A 19224-nucleotide genomic window follows, 5' to 3' on the forward strand; every position below is an offset into this window, starting at 1 on the left:
TTTATTTCTCCGTTTCAAATAAAACAAATTGATTTTTCTCAAACTCTAAAAGTCCTTCGTCGCGCATCTTGCATAATTCGTTCGACATGGCACTTCTGTCAACCGACAAAAAGTCTGCAAGTTGTTGGCGGTTAAAAGGGATTGTGATTTTAGAACTGTTTTGTTTTTTCGCCTCTTCAGACAAATATGAAATCAGTTTTTCCCTTGTCGTACGCCTTGACATATGACCGAGCTTTTGCACAAGGGTTCTGTTTTTCTCAGAAATTGCAAAAAACATATTCATGACTACCATAGAATGAAATCGGCAGGCAGTAGAACAGGTGGTTAAAATCCGTTTCACATCAAAAAATATTACCTTACTGTCTTCCACCGCAACGACATCATTTAGCATAGCACCACTCTCCAGGCCGGCATACGCCTCGCCAAACATTTCTCCGACGGAAATCTGACCCAATATACTGCGGTTCCCCCAGTAATCATCTTTTTGTATGTGCAGATTTCCCTCTGCCAGAATCATAATGTCAGAGATGTGTTCCCCTTGTCTTAAAACATACTCACCCTTTTGGTATTCTAAAATTCTTGCGCCAAGGCAGGAAAGCAGAGAGTCAATTTCATCTTCACCTATGCCTGCGAACAATCGGGTGCGTTTTAATATTGAAATAAATTTTTTCATTAAATTCACCTCTTGTTGTAAATACAACAGACTTGTTACAATTATTATACTATAATGTACATAGAAAATCAAGGAGGTAACCTTTTATGATAAGAAAAATTATAAAAATTGATGAGAAAAAATGTAACGGATGCGGATTATGTGCCGCAGCCTGCCACGAAGGAGCAATTGAAATGATAAACGGAAAGGCAAAGCTTACCCGCGAGGATTATTGCGACGGGCTTGGTGATTGTCTGCCGGCTTGCCCTACGGGTGCAATTACCTTTGAAGAAAGAGAGGCACCTGCCTACGATGAAGAGGCTGTAAAAAAGGCAAAAGAACAAAAGGTATCAGCACCGCTCCCTTGCGGTTGTCCCGGAACAAAATCAAAGTCAATAAAGAGAGAAATCCGCGATATAAATGCGCCTCTTGCACCTTTGGCAAGTCAGCTCACGCAGTGGCCTGTTCAGATCAAGCTTGTCCCTGTGAATGCACCATACTTTGACGGAGCAAAACTTTTGGTGGCCGCCGATTGTACAGCTTATGCTTATGGAAGCTTTCACAATGAATTTATCAGAGGGCATATAACCCTTATTGGATGCCCGAAACTTGACGAAGGCGATTACACAGAAAAGCTTACCGCTATTATAGCAAACAACAATATAAAAAGTGTAACCGTTGTTCGCATGGAGGTTCCTTGTTGCGGGGGCATTGAAAATGCAGTTAAAAATGCCCTTTTAGCAAGCGGAAAATTTATTCCGTGGCGAGTTGTAACCATTTCAACGGACGGGAATATACTTGATTAAGCGGTTTTTATCGCTTTTAAGTTCTTTTAACTTCCGCCAATTTTCTCTATCTAAAAAGACTCTCTAAAAGCTCAAAAATGACATACACTTCAAGATAATAACTTCAGAAGCCACGCAGAGTTACTAAAACAGCAATACGGCAAAAAGGAGTGAGTCGCACGACTCACTCCTTGATGTATACACATGTTTTACTTTTAATTCCGATTTATCACTCGGTCAAATCGAATTATAACTTCTCACAAACCTTTCGCACTCATCAAGCGGAAGTGCTTTTGAATAATACCATCCCTGAATATAATTGCAGCCGGATCCCGATACAAGCGCGTTTTGCTCTTCCGTTTCAACGCCTTCGCAAATAACTTTTATATCCATGTTATGAGCGAGGGCAATTATTCCGGCGAATAATTGTCTGCCATTTTCAGACTCGGTTTTAAGCAATATATCGCGGTCAATTTTGACCACATCGATAGGATAGTCACAAAGATTTGAAAGCGATGTATATCCGCTTCCAAGGTCATCAAGGTAAATTCTAAAGCCCAGTTCTTTTGCACGAACCACGTTTTTTGTTGCAGCTTCCCAGTCCTTTTCAATAGCATCTTCTGTAATTTCTATGGCAATTTTTGATTTGTCAAAATTGTAGCTGTCAGAAATCATCTTTAGCTTATCTATAAAGTTTTCTTCGGAAAGAGTTATTCTTGTAAAATTGCAGGAAACAGTGATATGGTCGTATTCAGTATCCTTCCATTTTTCAAGCTGACGACAAACGAGATCAAATATATGAAAATCATGCCTTGAGATAAGCCCGGAATTCTCCATACTTTCAATATATTTACCCGGACCTATCAGTCCGTTTTCAGTGCTTTCCCATCTTGAAAGTGCTTCTGCCGACACAAATCTTTTTGTTTTGTTATCGACAATGAACTGCATATACATTTTGAACTCATTATTTTCAAGACCTTTTAATATGCTTTCAGTAATTTTCTTTTCTTCCTGAACCATATTCATAGAATGTATGTCGCAACACACCATCTGCCGGTCGGTCCCCAAAATACTGTTACAGTTCTTTCTCAGATTAAATAACAATATCTCACAATTTTCGTCCATCTGCGCAAGGTGATAGGTAGCGGCATGGAACACAAGCTTGCTGCTTTTATCATTCACGCCCGCAAAACCGTTAAGCTTATCCATAATCCCTTTTAGTCTTATTCGGGCATCTTCATCATTGGTTGACTGATATACAAGAGCAAAATCGTTTTCCGTAATCCGTGCAACTATTTCTTTGTCACCCGTGTTTTCCGACAGCACAGATGATGTGTATTTTAAGACCTCATCAAATGAAGTGTCGCTATGGTAGGAACGCAGATAGCTACTGTCTAAAACGATATATGCAATATGATACAGATTTCTTGAGCTATCACATATAGTGTGCCTGAAATGATATTTGAAATATTGTAGATTGCCCATTCCGGTTTCCGCATCCGTCATTTTTTCAATTTCGTTTTCTTTTCGTATTTTTCTGATTTGTAAAAACAAAATTCCGACCCAAACCATAAGGGAAAAGGACAATATCAATGTACTTACAAACCATTTATATGAACCAATCATTATCTCAATTTCCATTCTTCACACTCACCTCCCTAATCCGGTATTATATAATATGAGGTTTTTATATTTCGTGATATGTAACCTTGTTTCAACCTTTTTGAATGGTTTCATCAAGTGAAACCATTTCATTTCAATAATGACAACTGCATACGTTTTGTTGAGGCAATATATTCATTGCACTGATTCCGGCGCGAACACATAAGCTTTATAAAACAGTACTTATTCTCTGGCGAACACCCAAAGGGTATCCTTGATATTGTCTGTTTCGCCACCAAGCTTATACACACTTAAAACGACAGTTTCGCCGTTTATCTTTTTGTAAGTAATTCTGGGAGTTTTATTCTCTTCAAGCTCTCTCTTGATAGCATCATAGTTCAGGAAACTCATAACAGATCTATGGAAGTCAGGATGAACAAATTCATCTATATATTTTGTCAAAAGCTTTGAGAAATTGTTTTCCTCCTCGTTGTACCCAAGATAAGCCGGCATAAGAATTCTATGTGCATTATCAGCTTCAAGAGAAACTCTGTAAATTCCGTTATAATGGTCCTTCAGAAGAGACAGAATCGTATCAATTTCTCTTATACCGGTTTTTGTCTGAACATACTTTTTATCTGTGTCTTTCGATACACTGGTTTGTTCCTTGTTCTGATAATACTGTGCTTTCGCCTCATACATTCTTATTTCGGCTTCTCTTACCATTTCTTCGCAGTTCATATTCTGCTTTCTGTAAGACATGCCGATTGCAACATTGTAATCCGTAGTTTTTAATTGTTCAACAAATGCTTCAATATGTTTCTTTACTTGTTCATGGTCAATATTTTTCACAAAAACCAAAAATTCATCGCCACCCATACGGTATATGTAATGACCGTAGAATGTCTCTTTCAATGTGTTGGCAATATAGATGAGCATCGCATCGCCTGCCGCGTGGCCATATTTATTGTTGCGCAAATGAAGCTCGTTGACATCAATATAAATGCAGGAAAAATCATTCGGCATTTCCTCATCGAATACTAAAATATCCTTTTTATATGCCACACGATTCATTGCCCCGGTCAGAGAATCTGTTGTTGCGGCAAGCTCGGTTTTGTTAAGATGCTTTTTATTGTAAATGGCAATTGAAAAGCAAATCGCAACATCTTCAATAAGATTTTTCACGGCAAAGGCTTTCTTCGGGTTAATCGTACCTAATATGCTGACATGGTTATTCTTGTCCGCAATAATCGCAAAAGATATTTCTTTGATATCTTGACTTAACAAAAAGCCATGCAACTCGGGATTGGTTTTTAAAAGGTGGTTGTTGGGAACGATTTGCAAAAATCCGGTAGATGAATCATCGGTATGAATATTTGCGGCATACCTGAAAAGCTCACTGACAAAGTATTTTCTGTCGTCTCCGAACAAACATTTTTCTTTTAAGGACGGCTTGATATAGTAATAATCTTCTCCGTCGGTATCTGCGAAAAAGCAAGAACGGGCGCCTGAGAATTCTTTTATTCTTTTTAACGCCGAATTTATATTTTCTTGTTGTCGATTCACTTCCAATAGAAGATGTCTGATAATGGAAGATTCTGAATTCAATTTCGTTCTGTTTTTCTCGTTCTTTAATACTATCTCAAGATAAATTGCCATAATCAAAACAATTGCGGTAAAAGCAATAACTAAATTGCGGGATATTTTATGCGTTTCTTCAAACACCTGAGTTTCGTAACGGGCAAGAATAATCCCCCAGTTAAAATCCTCAATAGTAGAATAATGTATATACAGATCCTCGCCTGTGCGTATTGACTTGAAGGAAGAATAACCTTTATCGGAATTAGCCAACAGTTCGTAAGAGTAACCGTCATTGTACTCTCTGTTTTTTAAGCTTGATAATTCATTGGGAGTTTCATTTATAGTATCTATAATGAATTTTCCGCTTTCCTTATCGTACACAAAAAGCTGAGCATCAAGCTCTTGTGCCATATTACTGTATTTTTCATTGATAGTTTCAATCTTTATGATTCCGTATATAATACCGACAGTTTCCCCATTCACAAGAATAGGGACAGAGCTTCTTACCACCTGCTCATCGGGAATTGAATAACTGTAAGTTCTTCCGGTAACGTGCTCTCCCAAAAGAGCTTGTTCTTCAAATGATATTTTACCTTTTAAATCATAGTTACCGTCTTTTGTAATAAAGGTGCCGTCCGGATTAAGAATACCGATTCTTGAAAACAAGCCGATCGGCTTAAACGAATCAAACATACGTTCATAGCCTTTTCCGTCGGCATAAAGCTTTGACGCAAAGTTTGCCATAGTAATAAGATTTTCTCTGTCTGATTTCAGCTGCAAAGTGAGATCGTCTTTAATCTGCTTTGTCTGGATATGAAGCATTTCATAAGCATCATCCTCAGCTTTAATAAAGAAAGATACAACAATTGCCAAAAAAACTACACATATTAAAATTACAGCGGCTATTGTATATAAAATATTATTATGTCCCTGTTTTTTTCTTTCGTATGTCGTTGCCATGTCGATTACCTCTAAATATGTATTACGTAAAATGTTATAATTACCCACATAGAATTATATCATATATATTTAATTTTTTCAATATGATTCACTGTTTTTCTACAAAAATGACAATAAACACAGAAAAAACTGTTTACTTTTCAAGAAAAAGCCTCTTATTGCCGTCGGTATTCAGTTATATTATCAAAAATCATATGACAAACCTATGATAAAAATCACTATTCCATCGTTTTCCAGAAAACGTAATGACTTCACCTGATATATAAAAATCGGTTGTATGTTTATAAAACTAACACAAAACAAAAATGATATGCGCCCAAAAGCTTGAGTGTTTCGTCAGCGCATATCATTTTCGCGTAATTTTCAGTTTTTCAGTTAAATTTTATTGCAATTCTGGCATTTTCCAAAAAATATGACAGTGTGAGCTTCGACCGTTGCCGCGGTGTGCTTCTCGGCATAGGAATTGACGTATTCCGAAAAGCTTTTTTCCTCGCTCTCATCCATGAATATATCTATCACTGCTCCGCATTCACGGCAAACCATATGATGGTGCGGTAACGTATTGCCGTCAAAATGGTCGCGCCCGTCATTCACATTAAGCTTAAGGATTGTACCGTCCTGCGACATTTTTGCAAGATTTCGATACACGGTTCCAAGGCTGATGTTGGGGATTTCCTGTCTCACCTGTTCATATATCCAGTCTGCATCCGGATGGCATTCGGTAGAGCAAAGAACCTTTAATAAAGTCTCTTTCTGCTTACTGTACTTTCCGTTCATTTGCGCCTCCTTTCGGGGAGATCACTCTTCTTCAAAGGCGTCCTTTCCCAATCCGCAGGTGGGGCACTCCCAATCCTCGGGTACATCCTCCCAGGGGGTTCCGGGAGCAATACCGTTGTCCGGATCTCCAACTGCAGGATCATAAACATAGCCACAGGGGCAAACATACTTTTTCATTTATATAAATCTCCTTTGGTGTGATGAATTTTTGAACACATATCAAGATATGATATATGTAAAATCTATTATTTATTGAAAAATCTCTTGAGAAGACCTTCAAAACCGCAACCATGGCGAGCTTCATCGCGTGCCATTTCATGTACGGTGTCATGGATTGCGTCGTAACCAAGTTCTTTTGCAAGCTTTGCAAGCTCTACCTTACCTGCGGTAGCGCCGTTTTCTGCCTCGGTACGCAGTTCAAGGTTCTTCTTGGTGTCAGCGTGAACAACCTCGCCCAGAAGCTCAGCGAACTTTGCAGCGTGCTCTGCTTCTTCAAAAGCTGCCTGCTGATAGAAAGCGCCGATTTCGGGATAGCCTTCTCTTATCGCCTGACGGGACATAGCAAGATACATACCAACCTCGGTGCACTCGCCGGTGAAGTTTGCTCTGAGACCTTCGATAACTCTGGGATCAACATCCTTTGCTACGCCGATAACATGCTCAGCAGCCCAGGTAAGACCCTCGCCGCTCTTTTCCAGAAACTTTTCAGCAGGTGCTTTGCACTGGGGGCATTTTTCGGGAGCAGCATCTCCGTTGTGAACATAACCGCAAATTGAACATACAAACTTTTTCATTTTTAATACCTCTCAAATATAATTATTTTTCGTTTTGTGAAAGTAGTAATGATTACTGTTATTATATTATCACAACTTTTTGATTTTGTCAATAGGTTTTTGAAAAAAATTATAAAAATTTTTTTGGAAGATTTTTTTCAACAAAAACGGCGGAGCATGGATTGCTCCGCCGTTCTTTTTTTCAATTATATTTTTCGCAATTTGCGAGTGTATCAATTATTTTTACGTAGTCCGTTGTATGCTGTGCCATTCTTTCTATATCCACATTATCCATATTATCCAGCTCGGTATGGAGCAGTGAATATATCAGTTTTTCTTTAAGCCATACGGTAGGAATACCGTTTTGCGAGAATGTCTTGTCATCTCCCGACAGAACCGCATTCCGCGTCACACTCGCCTCAACATTGAAAGAAGGAAGATTCTCGCCGTGGGATATTTCAAGCACTCTGTCAGCCATGATACCGCCCATGCCGTCAAGATTTACAAACCATTTTATATCCTCGTTCTTGTGGCGCTTAACATAATCCTTACTGCCCTCGGGGTAATTGTCAACTATGTATTCCTCTGCCGAAAAAGCGCAGAAATCAAATGACCAGTCGGGATATTTATCCTTGAAGATACGCGCAAGCTCAATAACTCCGCAGGTACCTGAGGCATCGTCGCTTGCGCCCTGGATAAACGGTGCGGTATCGTAATGAGCACCGATTACACCCTTTTTTGCTCCGCCGTTCCGACGTGCAACAACGTTGCAGGAAACATGGTCAAATTTTTCCGCCGTTATTTTCAAGCGGTAAATGTCGTTGCGGTTGGCATACAAATCATATGCGGCGGTCTGATTGACCGTAACTGTCGCCATGGTTTTCATCAAAGGCGAACGGGGAAGCTTAGTGCTGGGCATATATGCCGTATGCTCGGAAGAAACAAATACCGCGCCCGCCGCGCCATATGAATCCAACAGCTCGGCAACGGCGTTCATTCCCCCTCCGATAGAAATTATGTGCGCTTCCACAAAGCAGAGCTTGCCTTTTAGGTCCATTGTGTCAAGCTTATTCAGCTCTATGCCCGTAAGCCACACAAGAGGTGCCTCGATATCCACAGAATTGGAAAAATATCCCGCAGTGGCAAATTCGATTTTGCGGTTTTTTGTCACATTCCGGAATGAAAACTCGGTACAGTTCCAGCCGATAGTGGAAAATTCCTCGCGGAATGTTTCATATCCGAGCTTTCTGAATTCGCTCTCAATATAGTCCGATGCCATTTTTTCGCCTGCCGAACCGCACTGACGGGGTCCGCATTCAAGGCACAGCTTTTCCATGTGACGTTTTAAGTTCTGGTAAATCTTATTCATTTTATTTTTTCTCAGTTTCGGACAGTACGTCATATATATCGGGGCGGCGTTCGTTCATGAACACATCCTTTCCCTCGCCGTAGTAAAGTCCCACCGAAAGACGTGCGCGCCAACGGGGTTTGTTTATATCAACAGTAGCTATTGTATAGCCTCTCTCCCCTGCCTCATCGACCACGTCTCCGTTTTTATCAAAAATGCAGGTGGTATCGGGTGCATACGCCGCAGCTACAATGTAGGAAGCACTTGTAAATGCCGCCGCGTTGTTCTGACATCTTGCATTTCCTCTTGTAGGAAGCACCAGTATGTCACAGCCTTTCACAAAGTACATACGGCTGATTTCAGGGAAGAAAACATCCCAGCATATCATAAAGCCAATTCGTCCGATGTCGGTATCAACGCATACTATTTCGTTTCCGCGCTTTATTCCCCATTCGTATTCCATAATAGTAAGATGGGTTTTATCGTACTGAGCAATATTTTTGCCTTGACGGTCAAAAAGTATGGCTCTGTTATAGCGACAGCCGTTTTCAAGGATATGATACGAACCGCAGATGTATATGCCATGCTGTTTCGCTTTATCGGAAATAAGCTTTATAATCTCGCTGTCGGGTGGGAGAAATCTGTTTTCAAGCGTCAGATTGCGCACAGCCATATTGTGAAAATGCTCAGTAAGCACAATGAGGTCGGGCTTTTCTTTTGCCACAATTTCATCTATTTTTTTGCAGTATGCCATGGTAAGGTCATACTGAGATCCAAGTGCCTCACGGGGCATAACGTCGTCGCCTATTGCGCAGATACGTACATTTTTGGGCTGATAATCCTTTACATATTCGTATGTTACATCGCCAAGCGATATTTCTTCCTTTTTATCGGAACACACGACAACGGAAACCGAGAAGCAGTCCATTCCTTCCGGAGCACACACCTCTTCCCCGCTTTTCACATACATACGATATCCGTAATTTTCTTCGCGGATATGTCCTCCTGCCTCGTAAAGCGGCAGGTCATTTTTATTGAAAAACTGAACTAGGGTTCTGAAATCGGTTTTTCCGCCGTCGGCATCGATGTTGATTTTATATATCTTATTCTGTTCACAGTCAAAGTAATTGCTGACAAGGTTGATGTGAGACCACACATCACTGTTCATGCGGAGCAAAAGCTTTCCGGCGTTTTCTTCAACAATTACGCTGTCATTTTTTTCGATAACATTCCATTTTGTATCCATGATAAAATCCCCCTCATCAAAACATCTGATAATAGTTTACAGAGCCAATAGAGGTATTACGGTCAAAGCCGACTCTTTCATATGCCTTTCGGGCAGGCGCATGAGCATCGTCCAATCCTGTATGTACGCTTGCGTATTTTGCCCCATTTTCCTGTGCTTTATCCAAAACAAATTTATACATTGCACTGCCAATCCCCTTACCGGCATACTCGGGATTTACCGCATTGTTACAAAGAGTCAGCATTTCGCCGTTAGGACCTGATATGCGTACGGTAATAAAGCCTACAACCTTGCCGTTCAGCATTGCGGCATATACCTCGTTTGCCAGAACGGCTTTTTTAACGCTTTCGCACTTTGGTATTTCCCATCCGGTGAACAAACGCTTATGAAGCTGTTCGCCGAGCAATTTCTTACGCAAGTCATATATGGGAGTCCATGCCGCTACGGTTATTTTCAGAATTTCATCAAGATGTTTCTCTGTCGCAGGTACCATTACAACATCTTCATTAACCTTGACATCGGGTCTCTTATCGAGGTGCATATAGTAAATAATTTCTTCAAGCCCTCTGTCAAAGCCTGCCTTAGCATAGGATCGGCGTGCAGGAGCATGATTGTCATCAAGGTCGGTATGAACCCTGGCGTATTTATAGCCGTTCTTCTTAGCCTCGCCCAGCACGAGGTCATACATTTTTGTCCCAAGCCCTCTGCCCTTATAGGAGGTATCAACAGCGTTATAGCCTATCTGTATCATGTCGCCTATACTGTCGGCATCACGGTAAGTAACAAATCCCGCTACGTTTGCGTCAACCAGCGCTACATATCCGCAACCCGCATCAATTCGTTCTTTTATGGTTGAAAACTGATTTTCTTTCCAGTCCCCCACTGCATTAAAAGAAGCTATGTCTTCTCCTATTCTTTCGTGCTTTGATTTTCTGATAGGCGTCCATGCCTGAACCATTATTCTTTTTACATCATCATAATGTGATGCATCGGCCTTGACGATTTTTATTTCTTCACTCATTTTACATTCTCCTTAATACTGAGAGTAGCATTCATACAGGATAATTATAATTCTTTATTTTGTACAAAATGTAAACAAATCTCTAAAACATCGTATTACAAAAAAACTAGACTATTTTTAAGGCTAAGGTATAAAAAATATGCAATATTATATGTAGATATTTGTAGCTGGGTATTGCATTTTCCGAAGATTTGTGGTAAAATAAAACTTAATAATACTTTTATATTTGAAAGGGAAACAAAATGGCAGAAATCAAAACCTTCAAAGCCTTGAGATTTACCGATAAAGCGGGCGACATTGCCAAAAACGTATGTCCGCCGTATGATATTATCAGCGATGCGCAGCGAGTGGAGTACCTCAATGACAGCCGGTACAACATTATACGTCTTGAGCTTCCTAAGGGTGATGACCCATACGCGCAGGCAGGCGAAACTCTTGAAAAATGGCTGCAAGACGGCATTCTCAAGCAGGACGACAAGGACGGTCTTTACATCTACGAGGAAGAGTTTGAGGCTTACGGTCAAAAATACACCATTCGAGGAATGGTATGCCTTGTTAAGCTTGAAGAGTTCTCAAAAGGAGTTGTACTTCCTCATGAGGAAACACTTTCGAAAGCAAAAACCGACCGTTTCAACCTTATGAGCGCTACCTACTGTAACTTTTCTCAGATATATTCCATGTATATCGATGAAACCAACGAGATAAGCGGTAAAGTAAACGAAATCGGAAACCGCAAGCCCGATATTGAATTCAAGACAGCCGACGGTGTTATCCAGAGACTTTGGGTGAGCCAGAACGATGCAGACAACGAATTCATTACATCGCGTTTTAAAGACAAGCAGCTTTACATTGCAGACGGTCATCATCGTTACGAGACTGCACTCAACTTCAAAAAGAAGATGATTGAAGACGGTACTCTTACCGATGAGACCCAGGGCGGCAACTATGTAATGATGTTCCTTATCGACATTGACAATCCCGGTCTGGTTATATTCCCCACCCACCGTTTTGTACGCGACCTTGCAAATTATGACGAGGCTAAAACGGTTGAAGGTATCAAAAAGTACTTTGATGTGGAGAAAATAAACGGCATAGATAAGCTGGACGAAACTCTCAGAAAAAGTGACGACAAAAGAACCTACGCTTATTATACCGGCAAGGATTATTACTACCTATGCCGCATAAAGGACGAAAGCATTGTCAAGCAGAAGCTTGCCGACAAATCCGAAGCATACTGTTCTCTGGATGTTACCGCACTTCATACTCTTATTCTGGAGGAAGTATTCGGAATCGACAAGGAAAACATGGCAAAGCAGATAAACCTGACCTATACACGCGACTTCAGCGAAGCTATTGAAAAGGTCAAGGATGGTACCTTCCAGTGCAGCTTTATACTTAACTCCACCAAGATTCATCAGATAAAGGACGTGGCTCTGGCGGGCGAAAAAATGCCTCAGAAATCCACCTACTTCTATCCCAAGCTTATCACCGGTCTTGTAATGAATAAGCTTAAATAACAGAAAGGATTTTTACATCACAATGGCAAAAGAATTGAACAAGGTATATAATCCCAAGGATTTCGAGGACAGACTGTATGCAGAATGGACTGAAAAAGGTTATTTTACTCCCTCGGAAGATCATACAAAGAAGCCCTTTTCCATCGTTATTCCGCCCCCAAATGTAACAGGTCAGCTTCACATGGGTCACGCACTCAACAACACTCTGCAGGATATTATTATCCGTACCAAGCGTATGCAGGGCTACAATGCGCTGTGGGTGCCCGGTACAGACCATGCGGGCATTGCTACCCAGATAAAGGTTGAGGAGGACCTGAGAGTAAATCACAACGGTCTTACCCGTTACGACCTGGGACGCGAAGAATTTCTCAAGCGTGTTTGGGAATGGAAAGGCAAATACGGCGACCGTATTATCAGTCAGCTCAAAAAGCTGGGATCCAGCTGTGACTGGACACGCGAGCGCTTCACAATGGACGAAACCTGCTCAAAGGCGGTTAAAAAGACTTTTATCACCCTTTTCAACAAAGGACTTATATACAAGGGCTACCGTATTATAAACTGGTGCCCCAAGTGTGCAACCGCTCTTTCCGACGCGGAGGTAGATTACAAAGAGCTTGACGGCAATTTCTGGCATATCAGATATCCCATTGAGGGAACAGATGATTATATGATAGTTGCCACAACACGTCCCGAAACCATGCTGGGTGATACAGGCATCGCCGTTCATCCCGAGGATGAAAGATATGCTCACCTTGTAGGTAAGTACGCAATTCTTCCCCTTGTGGGCAGAAGAATCCCCATTGTAGCAGACGAATATGTTGACAAGGAATTCGGTACGGGATGCGTTAAGATGACTCCCTGCCACGACCCCAACGACTTTGAGGTAGGCAAGCGTCACAACCTTGAACAGATTAAAGTTATTGACGAGGAAGCCAAAATCAACAAAAACGGCGGTGTTTACGAAGGTCTTGACCGTTACGAAGCACGTAAAAAGATTGTGGAAGATCTTGAAAAAGGCGGATATCTGGTAAAGGTAGAGCCTCATGTACACAACGTTGGTCACTGCTACCGTTGCAAGACGGTCGTTGAGCCTACTGCTTCCGAACAATGGTTCGTTTCCATGAAACCTCTTGCAAAGCCTGCTATTGACATTGTAAAAAGCGGCGAGCTTGAGTATATCCCCGAAAGATTTGCAAAAATATATCTCAACTGGATGGAAAACATTCAGGACTGGTGCATTTCCCGTCAGCTTTGGTGGGGTCACCGTATTCCGGTTTATTACTGTCAGGATTGCGGTGAGATTATTGCCGCTGAGGACACGCCCGATGTTTGTCCCAAGTGCGGATGCAAGGAGTTCAAGCAGGAGGAGGACGTTCTGGATACATGGTTCTCGTCCGCTTTGTGGCCCTTCTCTACTCTGGGCTGGCCCGAAAAGACCACCGACCTGGAGTATTTCTACCCCACAAACGTACTTGTTACAGCATATGACATAATCACATTCTGGGTAAGTAAGATGATATTCTCCGCACTGGAATTCATGGATGAAAAGCCCTTCAAATACGTTCTCATCCATGGCCTGGTACGCGACGAGCAAGGACGCAAGATGTCCAAATCTCTGGGCAATGGTATTGACCCGCTTGAAATCGTTGACCAGTACGGTGCAGATGCGCTGAGATTTACCCTTGCAACAGGCAACTCCCCCGGAAATGACATGAGATTCTCCGAAAAGCGTGTTGAAGCCTCCAGAAACTTTGCCAACAAAATCTGGAATGCAGCAAGATTTATCATGATGAATCTTGATATTGAAAGCTTCACCGACCCTGTGGTAAGCGAGCTTGAAGATGAGGACAAATGGATTCTCAACGCTTACAACACACTGGTAAGCGAAGTTACCGAAAACATCGACAAATACGAATTAGGTATTGCAGTTTCCAAGCTGTACGACTTTATATGGGACGTATTCTGCGACTGGTACATTGAACTTGTAAAGCCCCGTCTTAACGACAAAGGCTCCAAAACAAATGCTGTTGCACAGAACACCATTGTTTACGTGTTCTCCAACACATTAAAGCTTTTACATCCCATTATGCCGTTTATCACAGAAGAAATCTGGCTCACATTGCCTCATGAGGGCGAAAGCATTATGATTTCCGCTTGGCCGGTTGCGAAGGATGAATTCAACTTTGCACCCGAAACCGAAAAGATAAACTGCATAATTGATGCCATTAAGGCTATAAGAAACCGCCGTGCCGAAATGAACGTTGCCCCCTCCAAAAAGGCGCATGTTTATATCGAAACCGCAAACAAGGATATTTACAAGGGAAGCGGCGTGTTCTTTGAAAAGCTGGCTTCCGCTTCGGGCATCACTCTTACCGATGATTACTCCGACGAAAATTCGGTAACCATAATCACAGATAATGCAAAATTCTACATTCCGCTTAACGAAATGCTGGACTTCGCAAAAGAGCTGGAGCGTCTGACTAAAGAGAAGGAAAAGACACAAGGCGAGATAGACCGTATTGAAAAGAAGCTTTCCAATCAGGCATTTGTAGCAAAAGCGCCTGCAGCCGTTGTTGCCGCAGAGAACGAAAAGCTTGAAAAATACAAAGAAACTCTTGCCAACATTCTGAGTGCTATTGAAAGAATAAAATGAACTACACCGAAGCGCTGAACTATATTCACGGCGCAAAGAAATTTCCCAAAACAGGACTTGAACGCTTTAAAAGCTTTTTAAATCTCATAGGAAATCCGCACAAGAAGCTGAAATTCATACACGTGGCAGGCACTAACGGAAAGGGCTCAACCTGCGCCATGCTTTCCTCGGTGCTGTCATGTGCGGGGTATAAAACCGGGCTTTTCATATCCCCTTTCATAGTCCGTTTCAACGAGCGCATTTCCATAAATCAGATTAATATTCCCGATGATACTCTTGCAAGGCTGTGCGAGTATATTGTGCCATTCAATAAGCAAAATGCGGCTCTTGGCTACGAGGAGCTTGCCGAGTTCGAGATAAATACAGCCATTGCATTTCTTTATTTTCTTGAAGAAAAGTGCGATGTGGTTGTGTTGGAAACAGGTATGGGCGGACGTCTGGACGCCACCAATGTTCAAGACCCTTTACTATCGGTTATAACGCTTATTGACTATGACCATATGGCAATACTTGGCGACACCATAGAAAAAATCGCCTACGAAAAAAGCGGTATAGTAAAACCGCATGTGCCTGTGGTAATGTACCCGGTTCAATCTGAGGGTGCTTATAACACTGTAAAAACAGCGGCGCATACAAATCAAACGCAGATTTTCATGCCCGACACAACTTCTCTATCGGACATATCTTCGGATGGTCTGGGCTCTGATTTTATATATTTTGGAAAAAGCTACCGCGTATCTTTACCGGGCAAGCATCAGGTATATAACGCGTTGACCGTATTGGAAGCACTGAAGCATCTTGAAGGCTTTGATATTTCGGAGGACGACATAAAAAACGGCCTTTCGGATGTACGTTTCCCCGCAAGAATGGAAAAGCTGTGTGATACTCCCCTTGTGTATTTCGACGGTGCACACAACATTTCGGGGGCAAAAATGCTGTATGACAACATAAAAGCAATTTTCCCCGACAGTGAGCTTATCCTGGTACTGGGCGTTCTCAAGGAAAAAGGTGTAAGCATGTTTGAGCCCCTGATACGGCATGCAAATCAGGTAATAAACGTTACTCCCGACAGTTATCGTTCAATGGACAGCGTTGAAGCGTTGCAGGAAACCTTGCAATATACATCAAGCGCCGTTTCTTATGACAGTATACCGCAAGCTCTGCGATATGCACATGACCGGGCAAAGCTTTTGAGCAAACCACTGATTGTGTGCACGGGGTCATTATATCTGGCTTCGGATATAAAAAATTACTATTCGCGCATAATATGACATAAAATTCAAATGAAAAGTTGTATTCTATATATGTAGAATACAACTTTTTTATTTAAAAAAACGGAGGTGCAAAATCATGCCGAATGTTATCCGAAAAGAAAACGGTGTTATGACAGTAAAAATCACGGGAGATATAGACCATCACACTTGCAAGGATTTGCGGAACGAAATTGACAGTATACTTTTATGCGAATCACCCGAATGTATGCTATTCGACCTTACCGAGTGCGATTTTATGGATAGTTCAGGGCTGGGGCTTATTTTGGGAAGATTCCGAAAATGCACGGAAAACGGATGTGAATTCAAAATAGTGAATCCAAGCGGAAAAACCCTTAAAATACTTCGCATGGCGGGAGTTGACAAACTTATCAAGGTTGAAAGTATTGAAATATGAAAGGAATGAAAAAATGAAAGCAGTAAATGAATTTAAAATACGTTTTGTTTCAAAAAGCGAAAACGAAGCATTTTCCCGAATAGTTATAACAGCATTCACGGCACAGTTCTCTCCGACGGTAGAGGACATTGCCGACATAAAGACTGCCGTATCGGAAGCGGTTACCAACTGCGTAGTGCACGCCTACCGTGATACGGTAGGTTACATACAGCTTTCAGCACAGTATTTTGAAAACGGGAAACTGAGAATTACCATAAAGGATAACGGTTGCGGCATACAGGATGTAGACACAGCGCGAACGGCGATGTTCACCACCGATGCAGAAAACGAACGCAGCGGTATGGGCTTTTCAATAATGGAAAGTTTTACCGACAAACTGAAGGTAAAATCTGTTGTAGGCAAAGGCACTACCGTAATTATGGAGAAAAAAATCGGATGCAAACACAGCACATAAACGATTATAAAGCGATTAACGCCGCCCGCAACGGCGACGAGGCAGCCTTGGCACAAATAATAGAGTCAAATCTAGGGCTTGTACGACGGTTGGCGGTTCGTTTTACAGACCGCGGAACCGAGTACGAAGATTTAGTACAAATTGGCACCATAGGCATGATAAAAGCTATCCGCAAATTTGATATATCGTACAACACAGCCTTTTCCACATATGCGGTTCCTATGATAATTGGTGAAATAAAGCGCTTTTTGCGGGACGACGGCATTATCAAGATAGGCCGCACCGCAAAAAAAAACGCATCCGATATTGCACATTTCTGCCACGAATACAGAAATGCCAACGGATGCGAGCCAACTATTGATGAAATTATTACTTCACTGGGACTTACAAAGGAGGACGCTGTTTTTGCTTTGGAAGCCACACAGCCCGTTTCTTCTATTTACAGAAATGATGATGATGATTCGCCCGGTGTTGAGGATATAGTGGGCGAACAAGATGAAATAGAAAAGCTTTGCGATAATTTGTCGCTCAGAGAATCGCTATCACAGCTTGAAGCATCGGAGCGTATGCTCATAACCCTTCGCTACTTCAAAAATCTCACACAACAACAAACTGCAAAGGTCATGGGGTGTTCGCAGGTCAAAATTTCACGGGAGGAAAAACGCATATTTCAGAAACTCAAAAAATATCTTTAGGTACTGATTTATGCTTCAAATCAGGATTTCCTGCCATTGCGGCTATTAAGTTATGTCGACACATGTTATTTCGTGTATCAACACAAAAAATCAAAAGGCTTGCAGATTTCTGCAAGCCTTTATGTTTGTAAAATTATTTTACAAGCTCGATTATCGCCATTTCAGCAGCATCACCGCGACGGGGACCGATCTTGATGATACGGGTGTAACCGCCGTTACGGTCAGCGTAAGAGGGAGCGATAGTATCGAAAAGATTCTTAACAACGTCTTCCTTGGTAATGAAGGCGAGTGCCTGTCTCTTGGAAGCAAGTGTGTTTGCTTTTCCGAGAGTTATCATTTTTTCGGTAAGACTTCTGACTTCTTTAGCACGTGTAACAGTGGTCTGGATGCTGCCCTTTTCCAAAAGCAGTGTTACCATACCGCGGAGCATTGCCATTCTGTGGTCAGTTGTTCTTCCGAGTTTTCTTGTTCCGGGCATTTATTTTACCTCCTATGTGAGATTCTTAAAACCTTGAGTTTACTCTGAATTATTCTTCTTCCTTCTTGAGGCCTAAGCCCAAAGAATGAAGCTTGTGTATAACTTCCTCAAGCGATTTTTTGCCGAGGTTTCTGACCTTTATCATATCCTCTTCGGTACGGTTGGTCAGGTCCTCAACGGTATCAATACCTGCGCGCTTCAAGCAGTTAAACGAACGAACCGACATGTCAAGCTCCTCAATGGTCATCTCAAGGACTTTTTCTTTGATGGTTTCCTCTCTGTCAACCATGATTTCAGCCTTCTTAGCTTCATCAGAAAGGTCTATGAAGAGGTTGAGATGTTCGTTGAGAATCTTGGCTGCAAGCGAAATTGATTCCTTAGCAGTTATAATTCCGTTGGTGGTTACATCCAGCGTTAACTTATCAAAATCAATGCTGTTGCCCACACGGGTATTACCTACTGTATAGTTTACCTTGTAAACAGGTGTGAATATGGAGTCGGTGTAAATAACACCGATGGTAGGAGTACCGTTTTGCTTGTTCTTATCGCTGGACACGTAGCCGCGGCCATTGTCGAATACAAGCTCCATATAAAGATTTGCACTGGAAGACAAGGTTGCTATATGATGATCCGGGTTGATTATTTCAAGTTCCGAATCGGAAACGATGTCGCCTGCTGTAACTTTACATTCACCGTGGGCATCAATGATTGCCGTTTTGGGTACGGTTGAATGAAGTTTAGCGGTAATTCCCTTGATGTTCAGGATTATTTCGGTTACATCCTCTTTAACACCCGGAATTGTGGAAATTTCGTGCAAAACACCATCTATTTTAACACGAGTTACCGCTACACCGGGTAACGAGCTGAGCAATATTCTGCGTAAAGAATTGCCGAGAGTCATTCCGAAACCGCGTTCAAGTGGCTCTACAACAAATACGCCGTGAGAACCGTCCTCCGAGGTTTCCAGGGTGGTAATGCTCGGTCTTTCAATCATAAAAATACCCTCCTTAATTT

The 19224-nt window shown here is 41.8% G+C and carries 18 protein-coding genes; 7 read left to right on the forward strand and 11 right to left on the reverse strand.

The genetic code is table 11. The features are described from left to right. Position 1: 1 nt before the first annotated feature. Positions 2-673, reverse strand: coding sequence for a Crp/Fnr family transcriptional regulator (locus E7588_02615; GenBank protein MBE6688153.1), 672 nt, complete (start codon positions 671-673; stop codon positions 2-4). Positions 674-759: 86 nt separating this feature from the next. Here E7588_02615 and E7588_02620 point away from each other — a divergent pair, with 86 nt between their 5' ends. Next, positions 760-1458, forward strand: coding sequence for a 4Fe-4S dicluster domain-containing protein (locus E7588_02620; protein ID MBE6688154.1), 699 nt, complete (start codon positions 760-762; stop codon positions 1456-1458). Between the two features lie 216 nt (positions 1459-1674). Here E7588_02620 and E7588_02625 read toward each other — a convergent pair whose 3' ends face one another. From E7588_02625 to E7588_02660, 8 genes are all read right to left on the reverse strand, one after another. After that, entirely contained in the window at positions 1675-3078 is a 1404-nt protein-coding gene (locus E7588_02625) for a GGDEF domain-containing protein (GenBank protein ID MBE6688155.1), read from the reverse strand. A 204-nt stretch (positions 3079-3282) separates the two neighbouring features. Beyond that, positions 3283-5580 carry a GGDEF domain-containing protein gene (locus E7588_02630; GenBank protein ID MBE6688156.1) on the reverse strand — a complete coding sequence of 766 codons (2298 nt, stop codon included), beginning with the start codon at positions 5578-5580 and terminating at the stop codon, positions 3283-3285. 375 nt (positions 5581-5955) lie between these two features. Further along, positions 5956-6357: a transcriptional repressor gene (locus E7588_02635; GenBank protein MBE6688157.1), complete on the reverse strand. Its 402-nt coding sequence runs from the start codon at positions 6355-6357 to the stop codon at positions 5956-5958. A gap of 21 nt (positions 6358-6378) precedes the next feature. Then, positions 6379-6534, reverse strand: coding sequence for a rubredoxin (locus E7588_02640; protein MBE6688158.1), 156 nt, complete (start codon positions 6532-6534; stop codon positions 6379-6381). 68 nt (positions 6535-6602) lie between these two features. Further along, positions 6603-7151 carry an NADH peroxidase gene (locus E7588_02645; protein ID MBE6688159.1) on the reverse strand — a complete coding sequence of 183 codons (549 nt, stop codon included), beginning with the start codon at positions 7149-7151 and terminating at the stop codon, positions 6603-6605. Between the two features lie 181 nt (positions 7152-7332). Beyond that, positions 7333-8532 (reverse strand): M28 family peptidase, encoded by a 1200-nt coding sequence (locus E7588_02650; GenBank protein ID MBE6688160.1) that lies wholly within the window; start codon positions 8530-8532, stop codon positions 7333-7335. After that, complete coding sequence (locus tag E7588_02655; protein ID MBE6688161.1) at positions 8501-9724, reverse strand: carbon-nitrogen hydrolase family protein; 1224 nt, start codon at positions 9722-9724, stop codon at positions 8501-8503. The genes E7588_02650 and E7588_02655 overlap by 32 nt, the downstream gene beginning before the upstream one ends. Before the next feature lie 16 nt (positions 9725-9740). After that, entirely contained in the window at positions 9741-10745 is a 1005-nt protein-coding gene (locus tag E7588_02660; GenBank protein ID MBE6688162.1) for a GNAT family N-acetyltransferase, read from the reverse strand. Between the two features lie 242 nt (positions 10746-10987). Between E7588_02660 and E7588_02665 the strand changes: the two genes are divergently transcribed. From E7588_02665 to E7588_02690, 6 genes are all read left to right on the forward strand, one after another. After that, positions 10988-12262, forward strand: a complete 1275-nt coding sequence (locus E7588_02665) for a DUF1015 domain-containing protein (GenBank protein MBE6688163.1) — start codon at positions 10988-10990, stop codon at positions 12260-12262. A 22-nt stretch (positions 12263-12284) separates the two neighbouring features. Then, positions 12285-14915 (forward strand): valine--tRNA ligase, encoded by a 2631-nt coding sequence (locus tag E7588_02670; GenBank protein MBE6688164.1) that lies wholly within the window; start codon positions 12285-12287, stop codon positions 14913-14915. Beyond that, positions 14912-16186: a bifunctional folylpolyglutamate synthase/dihydrofolate synthase gene (locus E7588_02675; protein MBE6688165.1), complete on the forward strand. Its 1275-nt coding sequence runs from the start codon at positions 14912-14914 to the stop codon at positions 16184-16186. The genes E7588_02670 and E7588_02675 overlap by 4 nt, the downstream gene beginning before the upstream one ends. Positions 16187-16265: 79 nt before the next feature. Continuing rightward, positions 16266-16583, forward strand: coding sequence for an STAS domain-containing protein (locus tag E7588_02680; protein ID MBE6688166.1), 318 nt, complete (start codon positions 16266-16268; stop codon positions 16581-16583). 13 nt (positions 16584-16596) lie between these two features. Next, a complete protein-coding gene (locus E7588_02685) occupies positions 16597-17037 on the forward strand; it encodes an anti-sigma F factor (GenBank protein MBE6688167.1) in 441 nt (146 codons plus the stop codon). Further along, entirely contained in the window at positions 17019-17732 is a 714-nt protein-coding gene (locus E7588_02690; GenBank protein MBE6688168.1) for a sigma-70 family RNA polymerase sigma factor, read from the forward strand. Before E7588_02685 ends, E7588_02690 begins: the two co-directional genes overlap by 19 nt. A gap of 133 nt (positions 17733-17865) precedes the next feature. Here E7588_02690 and E7588_02695 read toward each other — a convergent pair whose 3' ends face one another. Then, positions 17866-18210, reverse strand: a complete 345-nt coding sequence (locus E7588_02695) for a 50S ribosomal protein L17 (GenBank protein MBE6688169.1) — start codon at positions 18208-18210, stop codon at positions 17866-17868. A gap of 49 nt (positions 18211-18259) precedes the next feature. Next, positions 18260-19210, reverse strand: a complete 951-nt coding sequence (locus E7588_02700) for a DNA-directed RNA polymerase subunit alpha (protein ID MBE6688170.1) — start codon at positions 19208-19210, stop codon at positions 18260-18262. Positions 19211-19224 lie beyond the last annotated feature (14 nt).

Source organism: Oscillospiraceae bacterium, assembly GCA_015065085.1.
Taxonomy (GTDB): Bacteria; Bacillota; Clostridia; order Oscillospirales; family SIG627; genus SIG627.

Excerpts from the sequence above, each read along its gene's own strand:
- E7588_02670 (MBE6688164.1), top strand. The coding sequence starts at position 12,285 with ATGGCAAAAGAATTGAACAAGGTATATAATCCCAAGGATTTCGAGGAC.
- E7588_02660 (MBE6688162.1), bottom strand. The coding sequence starts at position 10,745 with ATGAGTGAAGAAATAAAAATCGTCAAGGCCGATGCATCACATTATGAT.
- E7588_02645 (MBE6688159.1), bottom strand. The coding sequence starts at position 7,151 with ATGAAAAAGTTTGTATGTTCAATTTGCGGTTATGTTCACAACGGAGAT.
- E7588_02675 (MBE6688165.1), top strand. The coding sequence starts at position 14,912 with ATGAACTACACCGAAGCGCTGAACTATATTCACGGCGCAAAGAAATTT.
- E7588_02615 (MBE6688153.1), bottom strand. The coding sequence starts at position 673 with ATGAAAAAATTTATTTCAATATTAAAACGCACCCGATTGTTCGCAGGC.
- E7588_02685 (MBE6688167.1), top strand. The coding sequence starts at position 16,597 with ATGAAAGCAGTAAATGAATTTAAAATACGTTTTGTTTCAAAAAGCGAA.
- E7588_02680 (MBE6688166.1), top strand. The coding sequence starts at position 16,266 with ATGCCGAATGTTATCCGAAAAGAAAACGGTGTTATGACAGTAAAAATC.
- E7588_02650 (MBE6688160.1), bottom strand. The coding sequence starts at position 8,532 with ATGACGTACTGTCCGAAACTGAGAAAAAATAAAATGAATAAGATTTAC.
- E7588_02625 (MBE6688155.1), bottom strand. The coding sequence starts at position 3,078 with ATGGAAATTGAGATAATGATTGGTTCATATAAATGGTTTGTAAGTACA.
- E7588_02630 (MBE6688156.1), bottom strand. The coding sequence starts at position 5,580 with ATGGCAACGACATACGAAAGAAAAAAACAGGGACATAATAATATTTTA.
- E7588_02640 (MBE6688158.1), bottom strand. The coding sequence starts at position 6,534 with ATGAAAAAGTATGTTTGCCCCTGTGGCTATGTTTATGATCCTGCAGTT.
- E7588_02695 (MBE6688169.1), bottom strand. The coding sequence starts at position 18,210 with ATGCCCGGAACAAGAAAACTCGGAAGAACAACTGACCACAGAATGGCA.
- E7588_02635 (MBE6688157.1), bottom strand. The coding sequence starts at position 6,357 with ATGAACGGAAAGTACAGTAAGCAGAAAGAGACTTTATTAAAGGTTCTT.
- E7588_02655 (MBE6688161.1), bottom strand. The coding sequence starts at position 9,724 with ATGGATACAAAATGGAATGTTATCGAAAAAAATGACAGCGTAATTGTT.
- E7588_02690 (MBE6688168.1), top strand. The coding sequence starts at position 17,019 with ATGCAAACACAGCACATAAACGATTATAAAGCGATTAACGCCGCCCGC.
- E7588_02665 (MBE6688163.1), top strand. The coding sequence starts at position 10,988 with ATGGCAGAAATCAAAACCTTCAAAGCCTTGAGATTTACCGATAAAGCG.
- E7588_02620 (MBE6688154.1), top strand. The coding sequence starts at position 760 with ATGATAAGAAAAATTATAAAAATTGATGAGAAAAAATGTAACGGATGC.